Annotated in this window: 16 protein-coding genes; 5 read left to right on the top strand and 11 right to left on the bottom strand. The window is 53.6% G+C overall.

Going from position 1 to position 16,443, the window contains the following annotated elements; all coding sequences use genetic code 11:
- The first annotated feature begins 64 nt into the window (after positions 1-64).
- Positions 65-631 carry a manganese efflux pump MntP gene (mntP, locus tag OGX84_RS13645; protein ID WP_012132050.1) on the top strand — a complete coding sequence of 189 codons (567 nt, stop codon included), beginning with the start codon at positions 65-67 and terminating at the stop codon, positions 629-631.
- On the opposite strand, the gene rlmA is transcribed toward mntP, so the two are convergent.
- The 6 genes from rlmA to mgrB all read right to left on the bottom strand — a co-directional run bounded on the left by rlmA (position 628) and on the right by mgrB (position 5,000).
- Positions 628-1,437, bottom strand: coding sequence for a 23S rRNA (guanine(745)-N(1))-methyltransferase (gene rlmA, locus OGX84_RS13640; RefSeq protein WP_012132049.1), 810 nt, complete (start codon positions 1,435-1,437; stop codon positions 628-630). The two genes, mntP and rlmA, sit on opposite strands and share 4 nt — an antisense overlap.
- Positions 1,438-1,500: 63 nt before the next feature.
- The gene (gene ftsI2 / locus OGX84_RS13635; RefSeq protein ID WP_047463226.1) at positions 1,501-3,246 is read right to left on the bottom strand and encodes a peptidoglycan DD-transpeptidase FtsI2/PBP3(PARA); all 1,746 of its coding nucleotides are present in this window, start codon (positions 3,244-3,246) and stop codon (positions 1,501-1,503) included.
- 219 nt (positions 3,247-3,465) lie between these two features.
- The gene (gene cspE / locus OGX84_RS13630; protein WP_001062678.1) at positions 3,466-3,675 is read right to left on the bottom strand and encodes a transcription antiterminator/RNA stability regulator CspE; all 210 of its coding nucleotides are present in this window, start codon (positions 3,673-3,675) and stop codon (positions 3,466-3,468) included.
- 12 nt (positions 3,676-3,687) lie between these two features.
- Positions 3,688-3,831 (bottom strand): DUF2627 domain-containing protein, encoded by a 144-nt coding sequence (locus OGX84_RS13625; protein WP_001537930.1) that lies wholly within the window; start codon positions 3,829-3,831, stop codon positions 3,688-3,690.
- A gap of 663 nt (positions 3,832-4,494) precedes the next feature.
- Positions 4,495-4,782 (bottom strand): YebO family protein, encoded by a 288-nt coding sequence (locus tag OGX84_RS13620; RefSeq protein ID WP_012132046.1) that lies wholly within the window; start codon positions 4,780-4,782, stop codon positions 4,495-4,497.
- A gap of 74 nt (positions 4,783-4,856) precedes the next feature.
- A complete protein-coding gene (mgrB, locus tag OGX84_RS13615; RefSeq protein ID WP_024130265.1) occupies positions 4,857-5,000 on the bottom strand; it encodes a PhoP/PhoQ regulatory lipoprotein MgrB in 144 nt (47 codons plus the stop codon).
- Between the two features lie 158 nt (positions 5,001-5,158).
- On the opposite strand from mgrB, the gene OGX84_RS13610 reads away from it, so the two are divergent.
- Positions 5,159-5,398 (top strand): YobH family protein, encoded by a 240-nt coding sequence (locus tag OGX84_RS13610; RefSeq protein ID WP_024130264.1) that lies wholly within the window; start codon positions 5,159-5,161, stop codon positions 5,396-5,398.
- A 170-nt stretch (positions 5,399-5,568) separates the two neighbouring features.
- On the opposite strand, the gene kdgR is transcribed toward OGX84_RS13610, so the two are convergent.
- A complete protein-coding gene (kdgR, locus tag OGX84_RS13605) occupies positions 5,569-6,360 on the bottom strand; it encodes a DNA-binding transcriptional regulator KdgR (protein WP_012132042.1) in 792 nt (263 codons plus the stop codon).
- Positions 6,361-6,537: 177 nt separating this feature from the next.
- Between kdgR and OGX84_RS13600 the strand changes: the two genes are divergently transcribed.
- Positions 6,538-7,911, top strand: coding sequence for an MFS transporter (locus OGX84_RS13600; RefSeq protein WP_112002004.1), 1,374 nt, complete (start codon positions 6,538-6,540; stop codon positions 7,909-7,911).
- Between the two features lie 50 nt (positions 7,912-7,961).
- On the opposite strand, the gene htpX is transcribed toward OGX84_RS13600, so the two are convergent.
- From htpX to msrC, 4 genes are all read right to left on the bottom strand, one after another.
- Positions 7,962-8,843, bottom strand: coding sequence for a protease HtpX (gene htpX, locus OGX84_RS13595; protein ID WP_012132039.1), 882 nt, complete (start codon positions 8,841-8,843; stop codon positions 7,962-7,964).
- Between the two features lie 191 nt (positions 8,844-9,034).
- Positions 9,035-11,083: a carboxy terminal-processing peptidase gene (prc, locus tag OGX84_RS13590; RefSeq protein ID WP_012132038.1), complete on the bottom strand. Its 2,049-nt coding sequence runs from the start codon at positions 11,081-11,083 to the stop codon at positions 9,035-9,037.
- A 19-nt stretch (positions 11,084-11,102) separates the two neighbouring features.
- Positions 11,103-11,789 carry an RNA chaperone ProQ gene (proQ, locus tag OGX84_RS13585; protein WP_112002003.1) on the bottom strand — a complete coding sequence of 229 codons (687 nt, stop codon included), beginning with the start codon at positions 11,787-11,789 and terminating at the stop codon, positions 11,103-11,105.
- Positions 11,790-11,886: 97 nt separating this feature from the next.
- Positions 11,887-12,384, bottom strand: a complete 498-nt coding sequence (msrC, locus tag OGX84_RS13580) for a free L-methionine (R)-S-oxide reductase MsrC (protein WP_012132036.1) — start codon at positions 12,382-12,384, stop codon at positions 11,887-11,889.
- 129 nt (positions 12,385-12,513) lie between these two features.
- On the opposite strand from msrC, the gene yebS reads away from it, so the two are divergent.
- Together yebS and OGX84_RS13570 are read left to right on the top strand one after the other, a co-directional pair.
- Positions 12,514-13,797: a membrane integrity lipid transport subunit YebS gene (gene yebS / locus OGX84_RS13575; RefSeq protein WP_024130263.1), complete on the top strand. Its 1,284-nt coding sequence runs from the start codon at positions 12,514-12,516 to the stop codon at positions 13,795-13,797.
- Complete coding sequence (locus OGX84_RS13570; RefSeq protein WP_104868549.1) at positions 13,766-16,399, top strand: PqiB family protein; 2,634 nt, start codon at positions 13,766-13,768, stop codon at positions 16,397-16,399. Before yebS ends, OGX84_RS13570 begins: the two co-directional genes overlap by 32 nt.
- The last annotated feature ends 44 nt before the right edge of the window (positions 16,400-16,443 follow it).

The following is a 16,443-nucleotide window of genomic DNA, read 5'->3' as shown; positions in this document are numbered from 1 at the left end:
TTCAGGTATGCATGTTCGCTGGGGGCAGTGATGTGTTTTATGGAACCCCGGTCAGGACGCTGTTATGAATATCACCGCAACTGTTCTTCTCGCTTTCGGCATGTCAATGGATGCTTTCGCGGCATCGATTGGTAAAGGCGCCACGCTACACAAACCTAAATTCTCCGAAGCCCTGCGCACCGGCCTTATTTTCGGCGCGGTTGAAACGCTCACCCCGCTGATCGGCTGGGGGCTGGGTATGCTGGCCAGTAAATTCGTACTGGAATGGAATCACTGGGTTGCGTTCATCCTGCTGGTGTTTCTGGGGATTCGTATGATTATCGAAGGCGTTCGTGGCGGTAATGACGAAGATGACGAGCCGTTACGCCGCCACAGTTTTTGGCTGCTGGTCACTACCGCTATCGCCACCAGCCTGGATGCAATGGCCGTTGGCGTCGGTCTGGCGTTCTTGCAGGTGAACATTATTGCGACCGCGCTGGCTATCGGCTGTGCCACGTTAATCATGTCCACGCTGGGCATTATGGTGGGGCGCTTTATCGGCCCGCTGCTCGGCAAACGGGCGGAAATTCTTGGCGGGGCTGTACTTATCGGTATCGGCGCCCAGATCCTCTGGACACACTTCCACGGTTAACGCTCACGTTGCCAGATGTGAAGGCTGAAATCCGTCTGGCAATCAAACTGCTGGCAAGCCGCCAGCCGCTCCCATACGTCAGGTTTTGCACGCCAGGCGAAAGGCGTCATCTGGAGCAACGCAACGGCCTCATTACCGCGCAACCGCATCTCATACCCTAACGCCATGCTTTGCTGCAACGTAAACCCTTCAAGCTGCTCAGTATGCGGGGCATGTAAGCGCACTTCATCATAGATCAGCCCTTTTAGCGCCATCAGATGGCGCGGCCCCGGCGTAGCGGTGATTACCCAACCACCCGGTTTTACCACTCGCGCTAACTCTTCAGCCTTACAGGGGGCATAAATCCTGACAATCGCATCCATAGAGGCGTCGGCAAAAGGCAGACGATGGCTTGACGCCACACAAAACGTCACCTGCGGATAACGTTTCGCCGCCGCTTTAATGGCGACTTTCGCGACATCCAGACCAAATGTGGTGCCTGACGCCAGCGTTTCGGCGAAGGCATGCGTGTAATACCCTTCACCGCAGCCGATATCCAGAATCGACGTTGCATTCTCGTCCAGCCGTTCAGCAAGTATCCTGACGATGGCATCGCGCAACGGCTGATAATGCCCGGCATCAAGGAATGCCCGCCGCGCCTGCATCATTTCGGCGCTGTCGCCCGGGTCCCGTGACCGTTTATGCTGCACGGGCAACAGGTTGACGTATCCCTCTTTCGCCACATCAAACTGATGCCGTTGTGGGCAGATAAAACTGTTTTTCACCTGCGCAAGTGGCTGATGACAAAGGGGACAAGAAAACGACATGACAACTCCGGCCGGTAATGTTAGGGCGCAAGTGTAACGCGAATTGCGCCCCGGGAAAATAACTTACAGCGAGGGGGACGACAGGCGGTTGCCGTGCATCACTAACAGATGATCGGAGTCGGCAGGCATACCGTCCGGTTTAACGTTTTCCAGGCGCAGAACATCGCCCATAATCTGGCTGAACACCGGCGCCGACACCGCGCCGCCATAGTAAGAGCCGTTTTGCGGATTGTTAATCACAACCACCAGCGCAAACTGCGGATCGCTGGCCGGAGCCACGCCCGCCGTATAGGCCACGTATTTATCGACATACTTACCGTCATCGCCGATTTTCTTCGCCGTACCGGTTTTTACCGCCACGCGATAATCTCTGACTGCGGCTTTGGTTCCTCCCCCGCCGGGGAGCGCGACGCTCTCCATCATATGCTCAACCTGATGCACCAGTTCGGCGGGCATCACACGCGTCCCCACAACGGGCGGATCGATACGCGTAATGGAAAGCGGTCGGTAGATACCAAAACTGCCGATGGTGGCATATACGTGCGCCAGCTGGAGCGGCGTCACCATCAGACCATACCCGAAGGCAAACGTCGCCCGATCCAGATCGCTCCAGTAACGACGCTGCGGCAGTAAGCCGCTGCTCTCCCCGGTGAGTCCCAGTCCCGTAGACTGCCCAAAGCCAAAGCCTTTATACGTATCCAGCAGTCGTTGAACCGGCATAGCGAGCGAGAGACGCGACACGCCGGTATCACTCGATTTTTGCAGGATTCCGGTCAAACTCAGCTCCGGGTAATACCCCACGTCACGAATCCGGTGGCCGTCAAGATTGAACGGATGCGTATCAATCACGCTGTCGGGCTGGACAATGCCCTGCTGAAGCGCCGTCATGATCACCAGCGGCTTGACCGTGGAACCCGGTTCAAAGGTATCGCTGATGGCACGGTTGCGAAAATCATCCAGCACGGCGCCTTCCCGGTTATTCGGATTAAAGTCCGGGAAGCTCGCCATCGACAGAATTTCCCCCGTCGCGATGTTGACCAGTACCGCCGCGCCGGACTCCGCTTTGTTCCAGGTGACGGCGTTATCCAGCGCATCCTCCGTCACTGTCTGTAGGCGTTCATCAATACTGAGCTGAAGCTCATGCGCCGGCACAGGATTTGTTTCAGTTATGTTCTCGATGACATGACCAAACTTATCTTTGCGAACAAGGCGGGAACCGGGTTTCCCCGTCAGTTGGGCATTAAAACTTTTCTCAATCCCCTCAATCCCCTGCCCGTCAATGTTGGTAAAGCCAATCAGGTTGGCCGCCACATGCCCTGCCGGATAAAAACGCCGGGACTCTTCACGCAGGTTAATGCCAGGAAGATTGAGCTTATCGATCCATTCGGCCTGCTGCGGCGAAATCTGGCGCGCCAGATAGATAAACCGCCCGGCTGGATTACTGTTTACCCGCTCAGCCAGCGTAGCCAGTGAAAGATGCAGCGTCTGCGCCAGCGCCTGCCAGCGTTGGTTATACCCCACGCCGCCTTTACTGACGATCGTCTTCGGATCGGCCCAGACCGCATTGACCGGCACGCTAACGGCTAACGGACGCCCTTCTCTGTCGGTAATCATGCCGCGTGGCGACGCCGTGGTGACCTCACGTAACGAACGCCTGTCCTCTTGTTTAACCAGATTTGTCGGCGTAATGATCTGTAACCACGCCACGCGTCCCAGCAATAACCCCATGCTCAGCAAAATCGCCACGCACAGCAGAACAAAACGGATGGGAGCAAAATTACGCACGGCGCCGTCGCTTTTCTTTTTCACCTGGTCTCCAGCAAGGTCATTTTTCAGGTGATTGATTTAACGGGAATTGACGAGGGAAAGCGGGAAAAACAATGCTACGAACATCGCGGCTTTGCAACAAAGCGCTAACAGAAGTGTATTCAGAAATATTTTGAAGGAACCTGAATTAAAAAGCCCCGCACTGGCGAGGCTTTATATCTGAGGTTGATGCGCCTTGGCGCTTCAAATCAGTGGTGTCGATCAGATAGCTGTTACGTTAACAGCAGCCGGACCTTTCTGGCCGTCCTGAATTTCGAACTCAACGTTCTGGCCTTCAGCCAGAGTTTTGAAGCCGTTACCCTGGATAGCGGAGAAGTGTACGAACACATCTTTGCTGCCATCAGCCGGAGTAATGAAGCCAAAACCTTTAGACTCGTTGAACCACTTAACTTGACCTTTAATCTTTGCCATTTGCAAAATTCCTTAGAGTGTTTTCTTCGCCCGCAGGCATAACATAGATAAAACTGAGACATTACTGCTTGAGGCACTAATATAAGGTTCGGCAGAGAAGCGGTATTCAACGTCAACGTGTTTACTCAGGACTTCTTTACTGAAAATGCCACACATAAACAGAACTGTACCTCGTTTAACCCAAAACGTGTTATCACATACAACGTTAATTATGGCAAGCCATTTTTAAACGTGTCTCGATCAGTCGCACAAATCCAGAGAGATATCAAAGATCAACTGCACAGTTATGCGGCACAGTTCCCGACGATATATTCTCGCTTCTCCAGGCGCCTTTCGACAGGCTTACGCCCGTACAGCGGCTTTTCTACCATAGCTCAATAACTTCGGTTGTTCCAGGTCATGCGTTGATCTTATCGATACGGTAAACAGATATCACTTTTTATGCTTTGTAATGCATAAATTGTCACAACGCAAAAAAACCAATATTGTTTAAAAATGCGAAGTATTCGACCATTTTTCATCCGTTTCACTGATAGCCAATACGTGCTTTGGTCGTGCACCAAAATAATGAAAGAATGATGACAATGCACAAAAAAAGTGAGAGAAACGTTTCGCTATTAATAAAAACGATCGCTATCACAAAAGCGACATAATCACATTATTAGCGTATGGATAAATATATTTAAGGAGAGATTAAGTTAAAGCATTAAATGATCAATGAAATAACAGACCTGGTATACACAGGGTTACATTAATGAAAACAGGATGGGCCTGCCTGAAGGAATGGCTGGCAGACGCGCATCCTGTCTCTGCTTGTCGTTACCGTTCAGCGACCAGACGGATGATATCGTCATCCTCTTCCTGAGGTTTCGCTTCAGACTCGGCCTCAGCGACTTTTTCAGGCTCGTTAGCTTCGCACAGACGGCGTAGCAAGGCATTTTGCCGCTTTTGCTGATCCAGCAGCGCTTCAAGCAGCTCAATCTGCTCATTTGTTCTTGAACTTGCCCGGTTCACAAAAAACCACAGGACCAGCCCGACAATCAGAACCACCACCGATACAATCAAAGACGTAAAAGTCAGTACGCCAGAATTCAGAACTTCGTTCATGTTACCACCTCAATGTAGACGCCGTATTTTACCACTGCTACACGGGAAGGTAATCAACTGTTGTAAAAATGCTATCACCAGGGGATAAATTTATTGATGGCACAAATTCCGTTGAAAAATTGTACATCCTGATCGCACATTATGTTGAACACCTGCGCCCACAGCAGCAGACATACCAACGCAACAATAATCAGGATTACCCACCGAAACTTTTTCACTCCGCTCTCCGCATCCACATCTTATGCCATCAAATTACCACGCGTTATCTAAACCGGAACTAACTGGAGCGACATTATATACTTTTAGGAATGATACACTTGTTTCAGTGGGCGTTCAGGCTACCCTTATTCTAACCAAAAAAAGAAAAGAGGTAGTAATGCGTTTGATCATTCGCGCGATTGTTTTGATTGCTCTGGTATGGATTGGTTTATTGCTCAGTGGCTATGGGGTTCTGATTGGCAGCAAGGAGAACGCCGCCGGTCTGGGTCTGCAATGTCAATATCTGACCGCTCGCGGCACCAGTACAGCGCAATATGTCCATACTGACAGCGGCATCATTGGTCTGTCAGACTGTCCTGTATTCAGAAAAAGCGCCGTGGTGGTCGATAACGGCTAATCTGGCATCACATCCATTCATCTGCATAAATATCAGGCATAACGTGGTTATGCCTTTTTAATGCGTTTTTTAGCGGGAGAAACCACTCTCCCGCCCCTTTTCAGGGCAATAAAAAAGCCAGCAGGTATCTTCTACCGGCTGGCTTCTGAACGGCTCAGGGCGCGCTCGGCTCAGAATGGATAGTCGTTGTAACCCATCTGCTCAGAGATTTTACGCGCTGCCGTGTGCAGCATAGCGACATACTCATGCAGACGTTCTTCGGAGAAACGCAGCGTCGGGAACGAAATGCTCAGACCGGCGATCACCACGCCAAAACGGTCGAACACCGGCACGCCAATACAGCGCAGGCCTTCTTCCTGCTCTTCGTTATCTTCGCCGTACCCCTGCTCGCGCACCTGATCCAGCATCGGCAGTAACGCCTCGGTGCTGGTAATCGTGCGCGCGGTGCTACGCTTGTACTCCACGCCATCCAGTATCTGTTTGACTTCATCACGGTCGCGCCATGCCAGCAGCACTTTACCGATTGCGGTGCTGTACAGCGGGTTACGGCGGCCAATGCGGGAATACATGCGCAAATTGTACATGGAGTCGATTTTATGAATGTAGACAATGCTGTCTTCATCCAGCGCACCGAGGTGAATTGTCTCTTTGGTCAGGCGGGAAATTTCACGCATCTGAATATCAGCGCTACGGATCAGATCAACGTTTTGCAGCGCACGGGCGCCCAGCTCAAACAATTTCAGGGTCAGCGAATATTTTTCAGATTCACCTTCCTGCGCGACATAACCCAGCGTTTTCATCGTTTGTAAAAAGCGATAAACGGTGCTTTTTGACATCATGACACGTTGCGACAGCTCGGTGATCCCTATTTCGCGCTCTTCACCCAGCGCTTGCAGAATGCCAAAAACCTTCAGCACAGAAGAAACAGAATCAGGTTGTTTATCCAGATCTGCGATAGCCATTTATCACCTCATTGCGAGTGTTTTATAAAAATCAGAACCGGTTTTTATTATAATTTCACGTCATGGCGGTCGCAATCCATCTTTGCTTACTTAGTTACAAATCTGCGACATAACCCCGCGATATCAATGCTAAAATCATTACTCTGATCATAATCCCCCGAAAGATATTGACTCTCTATGGACAAAATCCAGGCCGATGGCCTGCCATTACCCCAGCGTTACGGCGCCATTTTAACCATCATTATTGGTATCTCGATGGCCGTGCTGGATGGCGCAATCGCGAATGTCGCGCTCCCTACCATTGCAACCGATCTCCAGGCGTCCGCCGCCCGATCGATCTGGGTTGTTAACGCCTACCAAATCGCGATCGTGGTTTCTCTCTTATCGCTCTCATTTCTGGGAGACATGTTCGGCTATCGACGCATCTATAAATACGGCCTGGTCATTTTCCTGTTTTCGTCACTGTTCTGCGCGCTGTCGGACTCCCTGGAAATGCTGACGCTTGCGCGCGTCGCGCAGGGGTTTGGCGGCGCCGCGCTGATGAGCGTGAACACGGCGCTGATCCGACTTATCTATCCGCAACGCCACCTTGGGCGCGGAATGGGCATCAACTCCTTCATCGTCGCGGTGTCTTCGGCTGCGGGGCCAACCATTGCAGCAGCAATTCTGTCGATAGCGTCATGGAAATGGCTGTTCCTGATTAACGTTCCGTTAGGCATTATCGCATTGCTGCTGGCTATGCGTTTCTTACCCCCAAACAGCGCTCGCAGCACCAAACCGCGCTTCGACTTGCCCAGCGCGGTGATGAACGCCTTAACCTTCGGCTTGCTGATCACCGCTCTCAGCGGATTCGCACAGGGGCAGCCTTTAACGCTGATTGGCGCAGAACTGGCGGTTATGCTTGTCGTCGGTTTCTTCTTCATTCGCCGTCAGCTCTCACTCCCGGTGCCTTTGTTACCGATTGACTTACTACGCATTCCGCTCTTTTCTCTGTCGATCTGCACCAGTATTTGCTCTTTCTGCGCGCAGATGCTGGCGATGGTTTCCCTTCCCTTCTATCTGCAAACGGTATTGGGGCGTAGCGAAGTCGAGACCGGGTTATTGCTGACGCCCTGGCCGCTGGCGACAATGGTGATGGCGCCGCTGGCGGGCTATTTAATTGAACGGGTTCATGCCGGGCTGCTGGGTGCGTCAGGACTGATAATTATGGCCACAGGACTTTTTGCGCTGATGCTGCTGCCAGCCTCGCCGTCAGATATCAGTATCATCTGGCCGATGATCCTTTGCGGAGCCGGTTTTGGCTTATTCCAGTCGCCCAATAACCACACGATTATCACCTCTGCGCCACGCGATCGCAGCGGAGGGGCCAGCGGGATGCTGGGCACGGCGCGTCTTCTGGGCCAGAGTACCGGCGCAGCGCTGGTTGCGCTCATGTTGAATCAGTTTGCGGACAACGGTACGCATATTTCCCTGATGACGGCGGGCATCCTGGCGACCGTAGCCGCCATTATCAGCGGTTTGCGCATCACTCAACCCCGCTCCGTGGCGTAAAAAAAAGCGCATCATCTGATGCGCTTTTTTAGAATGCCAGGCATACCGCCTTACTTCAGGTACTCGCCGCTACGCAGCGCTTCAATACGCTTATCCAGCGGCGGGTGAGTCATGAACAACTCGCTCAGTGACTTCGACTTGCCGTTGATGCAGAACGCCATCATGCTGTTGGCTTCCTGCGGCTCATAGCTGGTTTTCAGGCGCTGCAACGCGGCAATCATCTTTTCACGGCCGACAAGCTTCGCAGAACCGGCGTCCGCATGGAATTCACGGTGACGTGAGAACCACATGGTGATAATGCTTGCCAGTATCCCGAACACCAGTTCAAGAACCATCGCCACCGCGAAATAGATCATTGGGTTGCCGTTGCTGCTTTCACCCTCATCACGGTTTCCACCAAGGAAGCCCGCGGCGATCTGCGCGATAATACGCGAGATGAAGATCACAAAGGTGTTCACAACCCCCTGAATCAGCGTCATGGTGACCATATCGCCGTTAGCGATGTGGCTGATCTCATGCGCGATAACGGCTTCGGCTTCATCCGGGCTCATGTTTTGCAGCAAGCCGGTGCTCACCGCAACCAGCGACGCATCACGGCGCGCGCCGGTCGCAAACGCGTTGATATCCGGCGCATGATAGATAGCCACCTGCGGCATAGCGATTCCGGCCTGACGCGCCTGCGTCGCCACCGTGTTCATCAGCCAGCGTTCTCTTTCATTACGCGGTTGCTCAATGACTTCCCCACCCACGGACTTTAACGCCATCCATTTGGACATCAGCAGCGAAATGAAGGAACCACCAAAACCAAACAGCAGCGCCATAATCAGCAAGCCTTGTACGCTGCTTGACTGTATCCCTGTCAGGCTCAGCACCAGCCCGAAAACGACCATCACGGCCAGGTTCGTCAGCAGGAAGAGCGCGATTCGCATCATAATTTTCTTTTAACCTCAACTTAACAAAACGCACTATGCGATACCCACATCGTATGGGTCTTGTGGCTATTTTCAAGCATCTGCGGGCTGTAAGTCACCAGAAAGACACAACTTTACATTTTGTTGCATAAGACTGACGGCTTAATGCGCTTGTTAAAAAAACAGGCACAATTTCTTGTGCCTGCTTGACGCTATTTGCTGGTTGCGGGTTGCTCCGCGGGCTTCTCTTTCTCAAGATGCGCCAGATCCAGCGCTATCCGTACCGTTTCATCCAGATACGGATCCGGCTCTTTATAATCCTTCGGCAGATCGTCCAGTTTCTTCAGAAGCGGCTTGCCTTCACGTTTAAACCGATCGTTGATACGCGCCAGACGCAGAGCATCGTCTTCGTTATTCTCTTTTTCGCGCTGGGCGAAATTGAGAGAAGCGATATTGCGCTTATCTTTCATCGCGTTAAAACGGGCAATGTCCTTCAGGATGTACTGGAACTCAGGATCGTTCGCGATGCGCGCGTTATGCTCTTTCAGCAGTTCCGGGCCAAACGGCGTTAAATCATCTGACTTCACGTACGTTGCCGCATCAATGCTGTCCCACGGCAAGGCGTTGTCTTCAAACTTCTCGCCGGTTTCCGTCTCTTCATTCCCCGTCGGCATGACGATATCCGGCGTGACGCCTTTACGCTGCGTGCTGCCGCCGTTAACACGGTAGAATTTCTGAATGGTGTACTGCACGGAGCCCAGCGCAGGCCATTCAGGACGCAGCATCTGATCATAAATACGGTTCAGAGAGCGGTACTGCTGTACGGTGCCTTTACCGAAAGTCGGTTCACCGACAATCAATGCGCGACCGTAATCCTGCATCGCCGCGGCAAAAATCTCCGACGCGGATGCGCTGAAGCGATCGACCAGTACCACCAGCGGGCCTTTGTAATACACCACGCCATCGGTATCGGCGTCTTCACGCACTTTACCGTTGTTGTCACGAACCTGAACAACCGGGCCAGACGGGATAAACAGACCGGACAGCGAAACCGCTTCGGTCAGCGCGCCGCCGCCGTTGGTGCGCAGATCGATAACAATGCTGCTCACGTTCTGTTTTTCCAGTTTCTGTAGCTGGACTTTGACGTCATCCGTCAGCCCCACATAGAACCCCGGAATATCCAGCACGCCGACTTTCTCTTTACCGACCGTTTTCACCGTCATTTTAACGGCGCGGTCTTCAAGACGAATGCGTTCGCGCGTCAGCGTAATGGTTCGCGTTTTCGTGCCCTTACCGGCAGGCAGAATTTCAAGACGAACTTTGCTGCCTTTCGGCCCTTTGATCAGCGCCACCACGTCATCAAGACGCCAGCCGATCACATCAACCATTCCTTTCCCCGTCTGGCCTACGCCTACAATGCGATCGCCTACGCTTATCGCCTTGCTTTTCGCCGCCGGGCCGCCGGCAACCATCGAGTTGATGACCGTGTAGTCATCGTCCATTTGCAGAACCGCGCCAATACCTTCCAGAGACAGGCTCATTTCAGTATTGAACTGTTCGGTATTTCGCGGAGAAAGGTAGTTGGTATGCGGGTCGATTTCGCGCGCAAATGCGGTCATCGCCAGTGAGAACACATCTTCACTGTTGGTTTGCGCCAGACGGCGAATCGCAGATTTGTAACGACGCGTCAGCGTTTCGCGAATTTCTTTATCGTTCTTGCCCGTCAGCTTCAGGCTAAGTTCGTCGAATTTCACCTTGCCATCCCACAACGCGTTCAGCTCAGCCTCATTTTTCGGCCAGGGCGCTTTGCTGCGGTCAAGGTTAAACGTGTCGTTACCGGTGAAATCCATCGGGCGTTCCAGCACGCTTAACGCGTACTGATAACGTTCGAAACGGCGTTTTTGCGCCAGGTTATAGAGGTCATAGAAAACATCCAGTTTTCCTGTACGCAGCTCATCGCCGAGGACAGTTTTGCTTTTCGCAAACTGCTCCACATCACTCGCCAGCAGCACATTGTGGCTGTAGTCGAGCAGATTAAGATAGCGATCGAAAATCTTTGCCGAAAACGCCTGATCCAGGTTGAACTGACGATAGTGGGAACGTGTAAAGCGCGAAGTCACGCGCTCACTCACGGTCGCATGCTGCGTTTCTTCCTTCAGAACGGGAATTTGATCGGCGCGCGTAATGTCATCGACGGCGAAGGACTGGCCTGCTATTGCAAGCAAGCCAGCTAACGCGGTAAGCCTAAAAAAAGTGTTCATGCCAGGCCTGGCCTCCGTTTCAGAACACCAGGTGTTCTGCGCGTACAATCAAAGACATACCCGAATTCAACTGCACACGGACGCCATCTTTGGTGACTTCTAATACGGTGGCATCCATCGCATTGTTGCCTGCTTTCACCTTCAGTGACTGCCCTACCGTCAGCGCTGAAATATCAGACACCGGGGTATGCTGTTCTTCGCGTGGTGCGCGTGGTGCTTTAGCCGCCGGTTTTTCAGCGCGAGGAGTACGCGGAGTCGTCTCTTTACGACGTGGCGCAGGACGCGGTTTACGCTCACGGCGCGGAGCGTCTTCTTTTTCGCCTGCCGCAGCGGCAACTTCGCGTTTTTTCGCCTGCTGTTCCGCACGTTGCGCCTGGACGCGTGCTTTCGCTTCTTCAAGCTGCTTACGCGCATGTTCAACGTGCTGCTCATCCAGCTCACCGCAAGGGTTGCCGTCGAGATCGACACGCGTTGCGCCCGGCTTAACGCCGTACAGGTAACGCCAGCTTGAAGTATAAAGACGTAAAGCGGAACGAAGTTGTGTCTTGCTGAGGTTCATTTCGCCCTCAACACGCTCTACCAGATCCTGAAAAATGCCAATTTTCAGCGGGCGCGCTTCGCCTTCCGCACTAAAACACTGTGGAAAACGTTCGGCCAGAAACGCGATAACTTCTTTACTGCTATTCAACTTAGGTTGATTTTCCATGAAATTTCCTGATTACAACGGACGTAGCCAACAAGCCGCAGGCATGAACAGGCGTCATTATAATGACGCCATCAGTAATTGCTACGTTATCCGTTGATTATCCTGCAACGGTCGCAAAGAATTTTTTGTAATCCGTCGTTGCAAGCACGGTTTCAAGCCGCGCGACAAGCTCACGCAGGCCTTGCTCATCCTCTTCGGTAAAGCGGCCAAATACCGTGCTATCAATGTCCAGCACGCCGATTATCTGATTGTCTACCGTCAGAGGCAGCACAATTTCAGCATTGCTGGCGCTATCGCAGGCGATGTGTCCGTCAAACGCATGAACGTCCTCGATGCGCTGCACCTGGTTCTGCGCGACCGCCGTACCACAGACGCCGCGTCCAACCGGGATCCGCACACAGGCGAGTTTCCCCTGGAACGGCCCCAGCACCAGCGTGTCGTTTTCCAGCAGATAGAACCCCGCCCAGTTGACGCCCGAAAGGCGCTCAAACAGCAGCGCGCTGGTATTTGCCAGGGTAGCGAGAAAACTGGTTTCACCTGCCATTACTGCCTGAAAGTCGCGGTTAAGATCCGCGTATAGCTCTGTTTTGCTCATTATATAGTCACTTAGTTGTCTTACTCTAAAACTACAGCCTATTAAAATAAGCATTAAATGCGTTAATGCTCAAGATCATTCCCGTCATGAGTTAAGATTACATTAATCTAACACTTTGATTCACGATACATGGCCCTGAACACCCCGCGACTCACGCCAACAAAGAGAATAACGGTCTGGTCTATCAGTGAAGCGTTGCCCCGCGCCCATTATCAGCGCTGCCCCCAATGCGACATGCTGTTTAGCCTGCCGAAAATGCAATCGCACCAGAGCGCATATTGCCCGCGTTGCCAGGCCAAAATCCGCGATGGACGCGACTGGTCGCTGACGCGTCTGGCGGCGCTGGCCGTTACGATGCTGCTGCTGATGCCCTTTGCCTGGGGCGAACCGCTATTGCGTATCTGGCTGTTAGGGGTGCGTATTGACGCCAATGTGATGCAGGGCATCTGGCAGATGACCAGGCAAGGCGATCCACTTACGGCCGCCATGGTGCTCTTTTGCGTGGCGGGCGCGCCGTTAATTCTGGTCACCGCCATCGCTTATCTATGGTTCGGTAATATTCTCGGCATGAATCTGCGTCCGGTATTGCTGATGCTGGAGAGGCTCAAAGAGTGGGTGATGCTCGACATTTATCTGGTCGGTATCGGGGTCGCCTCGATCAAAGTGCAGGATTACGCCTTCCTGCAACCCGGCCTGGGGCTTTACGCCTTTGTGGCGCTGGTGATCCTCAGTATTCTGACGCTGTCGCATCTCAATGTGGAGCAACTCTGGGAGCGCTTTTACCCACAACGCCCCGCCCGACGCCCGGACGAAAAACTTCGCGTCTGTCTCGGATGCCACTTCACCGGTTATCCTGACTCACGGGGACGTTGCCCCCGTTGCCATATCCCGCTACGCCTGCGCAGAAATCAGAGCATACAGAAATGCTGGGCGGCGCTGCTGGCCTCTGTCGTCCTGCTGCTGCCCGCAAACCTGATGCCGATATCCATTATTTACGTGAATGGCGGGCGTCAGGAGGACACGATTTTATCGGGCATTATGTCGCTGGCGAACAGCAATATCGCCGTGGCGGCCGTGGTCTTTATCGCCAGTATTCTGGTGCCATTTACCAAAGTTATTGTGATGTTTACACTGCTGCTCAGCATCCATTTCAAATGTGAGCAAGGGCTGCGTACGCGCATCCTGCTGCTGCGGATGGTGACCTGGATCGGCCGTTGGTCCATGCTGGATCTCTTTGTTATTTCGTTAACGATGTCGCTGATTAATCGCGATCAGATACTCGCTTTTACTATGGGACCGGCTGCGTTTTATTTCGGCGCAGCGGTAATATTGACTATTCTTGCAGTGGAATGGCTGGATAGCCGCTTACTTTGGGATGCACATGAGTCAGGAAACGCCTGCTTCGCCGACTGAAGCGCAGATAAAAACAAAACGTCGTATTTCCCCTTTCTGGCTGCTGCCGTTTATCGCGTTGATGATCGCAGGCTGGCTGATTTGGGGAAGTTATGAAGATCGCGGCAACACCGTGACGATCGACTTTATGTCGGCGGATGGCATTGTTCCGGGGCGGACGCCTGTGCGCTATCAGGGCGTTGAAGTGGGTACGGTGCAGGACATCAGCCTGAGTAAAGACCTGCGCAAGATAGAAGTGCGCGTCAGCATTAAGTCAAACATGAAAGATGCCTTGCGCGAGGAGACCCAGTTCTGGCTGGTGACGCCAAAAGCGTCGCTGGCGGGCGTTTCGGGTCTGGACGCGCTGGTCGGCGGGAACTATATCGGCATGATGCCCGGCAAAGGGGCCGAGAAAGATCACTTTGTCGCGCTTGATACCCAGCCGAAATACCGTCTGGACAACGGCGACCTGATGATCCATCTTCACGCGCCTGACCTTGGCTCTCTTAACAGCGGGTCGCTGGTCTATTTCCGCAAAATTCCGGTGGGTCGGGTATATGACTATGCCATCAATCCCAACAAACAGGGCGTCACCATTGACGTACTGATTGAGCGTCGCTTCACCAGCCTGGTGAAAAAAGGCAGCCGTTTCTGGAATGTCTCCGGCGTCAATGCGGATGTCAGCCTTAGCGGCGCGAAGGTGAAGCTGGAGAGCCTGGCAGCGCTGGTAAATGGCGCAATCGCGTTTGACTCGCCCGACGATTCGCAGCCTGCAACCGCAGATGACGCATTTGGCCTCTATGAAGATTTAGCCCATAGCCAACGCGGCGTCATCGTCAAACTTGAACTTCCCAGCGGCGACGGCCTGAAAGCCGACTCCACGCCGCTGATGTATCAGGGGCTTGAAGTGGGCGAGCTCACCAAATTAACGCTCAACCCCGGCGGGAAAGTCACGGGCGAAATGACGGTTGACCCCAGCGTGGTAACACTCCTGCGTGATAAGACGCGTATTGAGCTGCGCAGTCCAAAGCTGTCGCTGAGCGATGCCAGTATCAGTTCGCTTTTGACCGGCAAAACGTTTGAACTGGTGCCAGGCGAAGGCGAACCGCGCAGTGAATTCGTCGTGGTGCCTGGCGAAGAAGCCCTGCTCCATGAACCAAATGCGCTGACGTTAACCCTGACCGCCCCGGAAAGCTACGGTATCGACGCCGGTCAACCGCTGGTTCTGCATGGCGTGCAGGTGGGCCAGGTCATTGAACGTAAGTTATCCAGTAAAGGCGTTGCGTTCACGGTGGCTATCGATCCGCAACATCGCGCCCTGATTCAGGGTGACAGCAAATTTGTGGTCAACAGTCGCGTGGATATCAAAGTCGGTCTCGACGGCGTGGAGTTTCTCGGCGCCAGCGCCAGCGAGTGGGTGAGCGGCGGCATTCGTATTTTGCCCGGCACAAAAGGCGAAATGAAATCCAGCTACCCGCTGTACGCCAATCTGGAAAAGGCCGTGGAAAACAGCCTCAGCGACCTCCCCACGACCACGGTGAGCCTCACTGCTGAAACGCTCCCGGATGTACAAACGGGGTCAGTGGTGCTGTACCGTAAGTTTGAGGTAGGTGAAGTAATCACCGTGCGCCCACGCGCTAACGCCTTTGATATCGATCTGCATATCAAACCGGAATACCGCAACCTGTTAACCAGCAACAGCGTATTCTGGGCGGAAGGCGGGGCGAAGGTACAGCTTAACGGCAGCGGCCTGACCGTGCAGGCCTCTCCCCTGTCGCGTGCGCTGAAAGGCGCTATCAGTTTCGATAACCTGAGCGGCGCAAGCGCCAGCCAGCGTAAAGGCGACAAACGAATACTCTACGCCTCGGAAACCGCCGCCCGCGCGGTGGGTGGGCAAATCACCCTGCACGCCTTTGACGCCGGTAAACTCGCGGCGGGTATGCCGATTCGTTATCTCGGCATCGACATCGGCCAGATCCAGACGCTGGAGCTGATTACCGCGCGCAATGAGGTCCAGGCGAAAGCGGTGCTCTACCCGGAGTATGTCCAGACCTTTGCCCGAAGCGGTACGCGTTTCTCGGTGATCACGCCGCAAATCTCCGCCGCGGGCGTGGAGCATCTCGATACGATTTTGCAGCCCTACATTAACGTGGAACCCGGACGCGGCAATCCGCGTCGTGATTTCGAATTGCAGGAAGCAACCATTTCCGACTCGCGCTATCTTGATGGTCTGAGCATCGTCGTGGAGGCTCCTGAGGCAGGTTCGCTGAACATCGGCACGCCAGTGCTGTTCAGAGGTATCGAAGTGGGCACGGTAACGGGAATGACGTTAGGTTCGCTGTCTGACCGCGTGATGATTGCTATGCGCATCAGCCAGCGTTATCAGCATCTGGTGCGTAATAACTCCGTCTTCTGGCTGGCCTCCGGCTACAGTCTGGACTTTGGCCTGACCGGCGGCGTGGTGAAAACCGGCACCTTCAATCAATTCATTCGCGGCGGCATCGCGTTTGCAACCCCGCCAGGGACGCCGCTGGCGCCGAAGGCGCAGGCGGGTAAACACTTCCTGCTGCTGGAAAGCGAACCGAAAGAGTGGCGCGAATGGGGCACCGCCTTGCCACGTTAACTCCCCCGCTCCGGCGTGCTCGCGCCGGAGCATTTATGCTACAC

The sequence above is a fragment of the Citrobacter sp. CK202 genome, from assembly GCF_030333225.1.
In the GTDB taxonomy this organism is placed as follows: domain Bacteria; phylum Pseudomonadota; class Gammaproteobacteria; order Enterobacterales; family Enterobacteriaceae; genus Citrobacter_B; species Citrobacter_B koseri.
The sequence above is the reverse complement of the archived record's forward strand: the minus strand, read 5'-3'. Positions and strand labels throughout refer to the sequence as shown.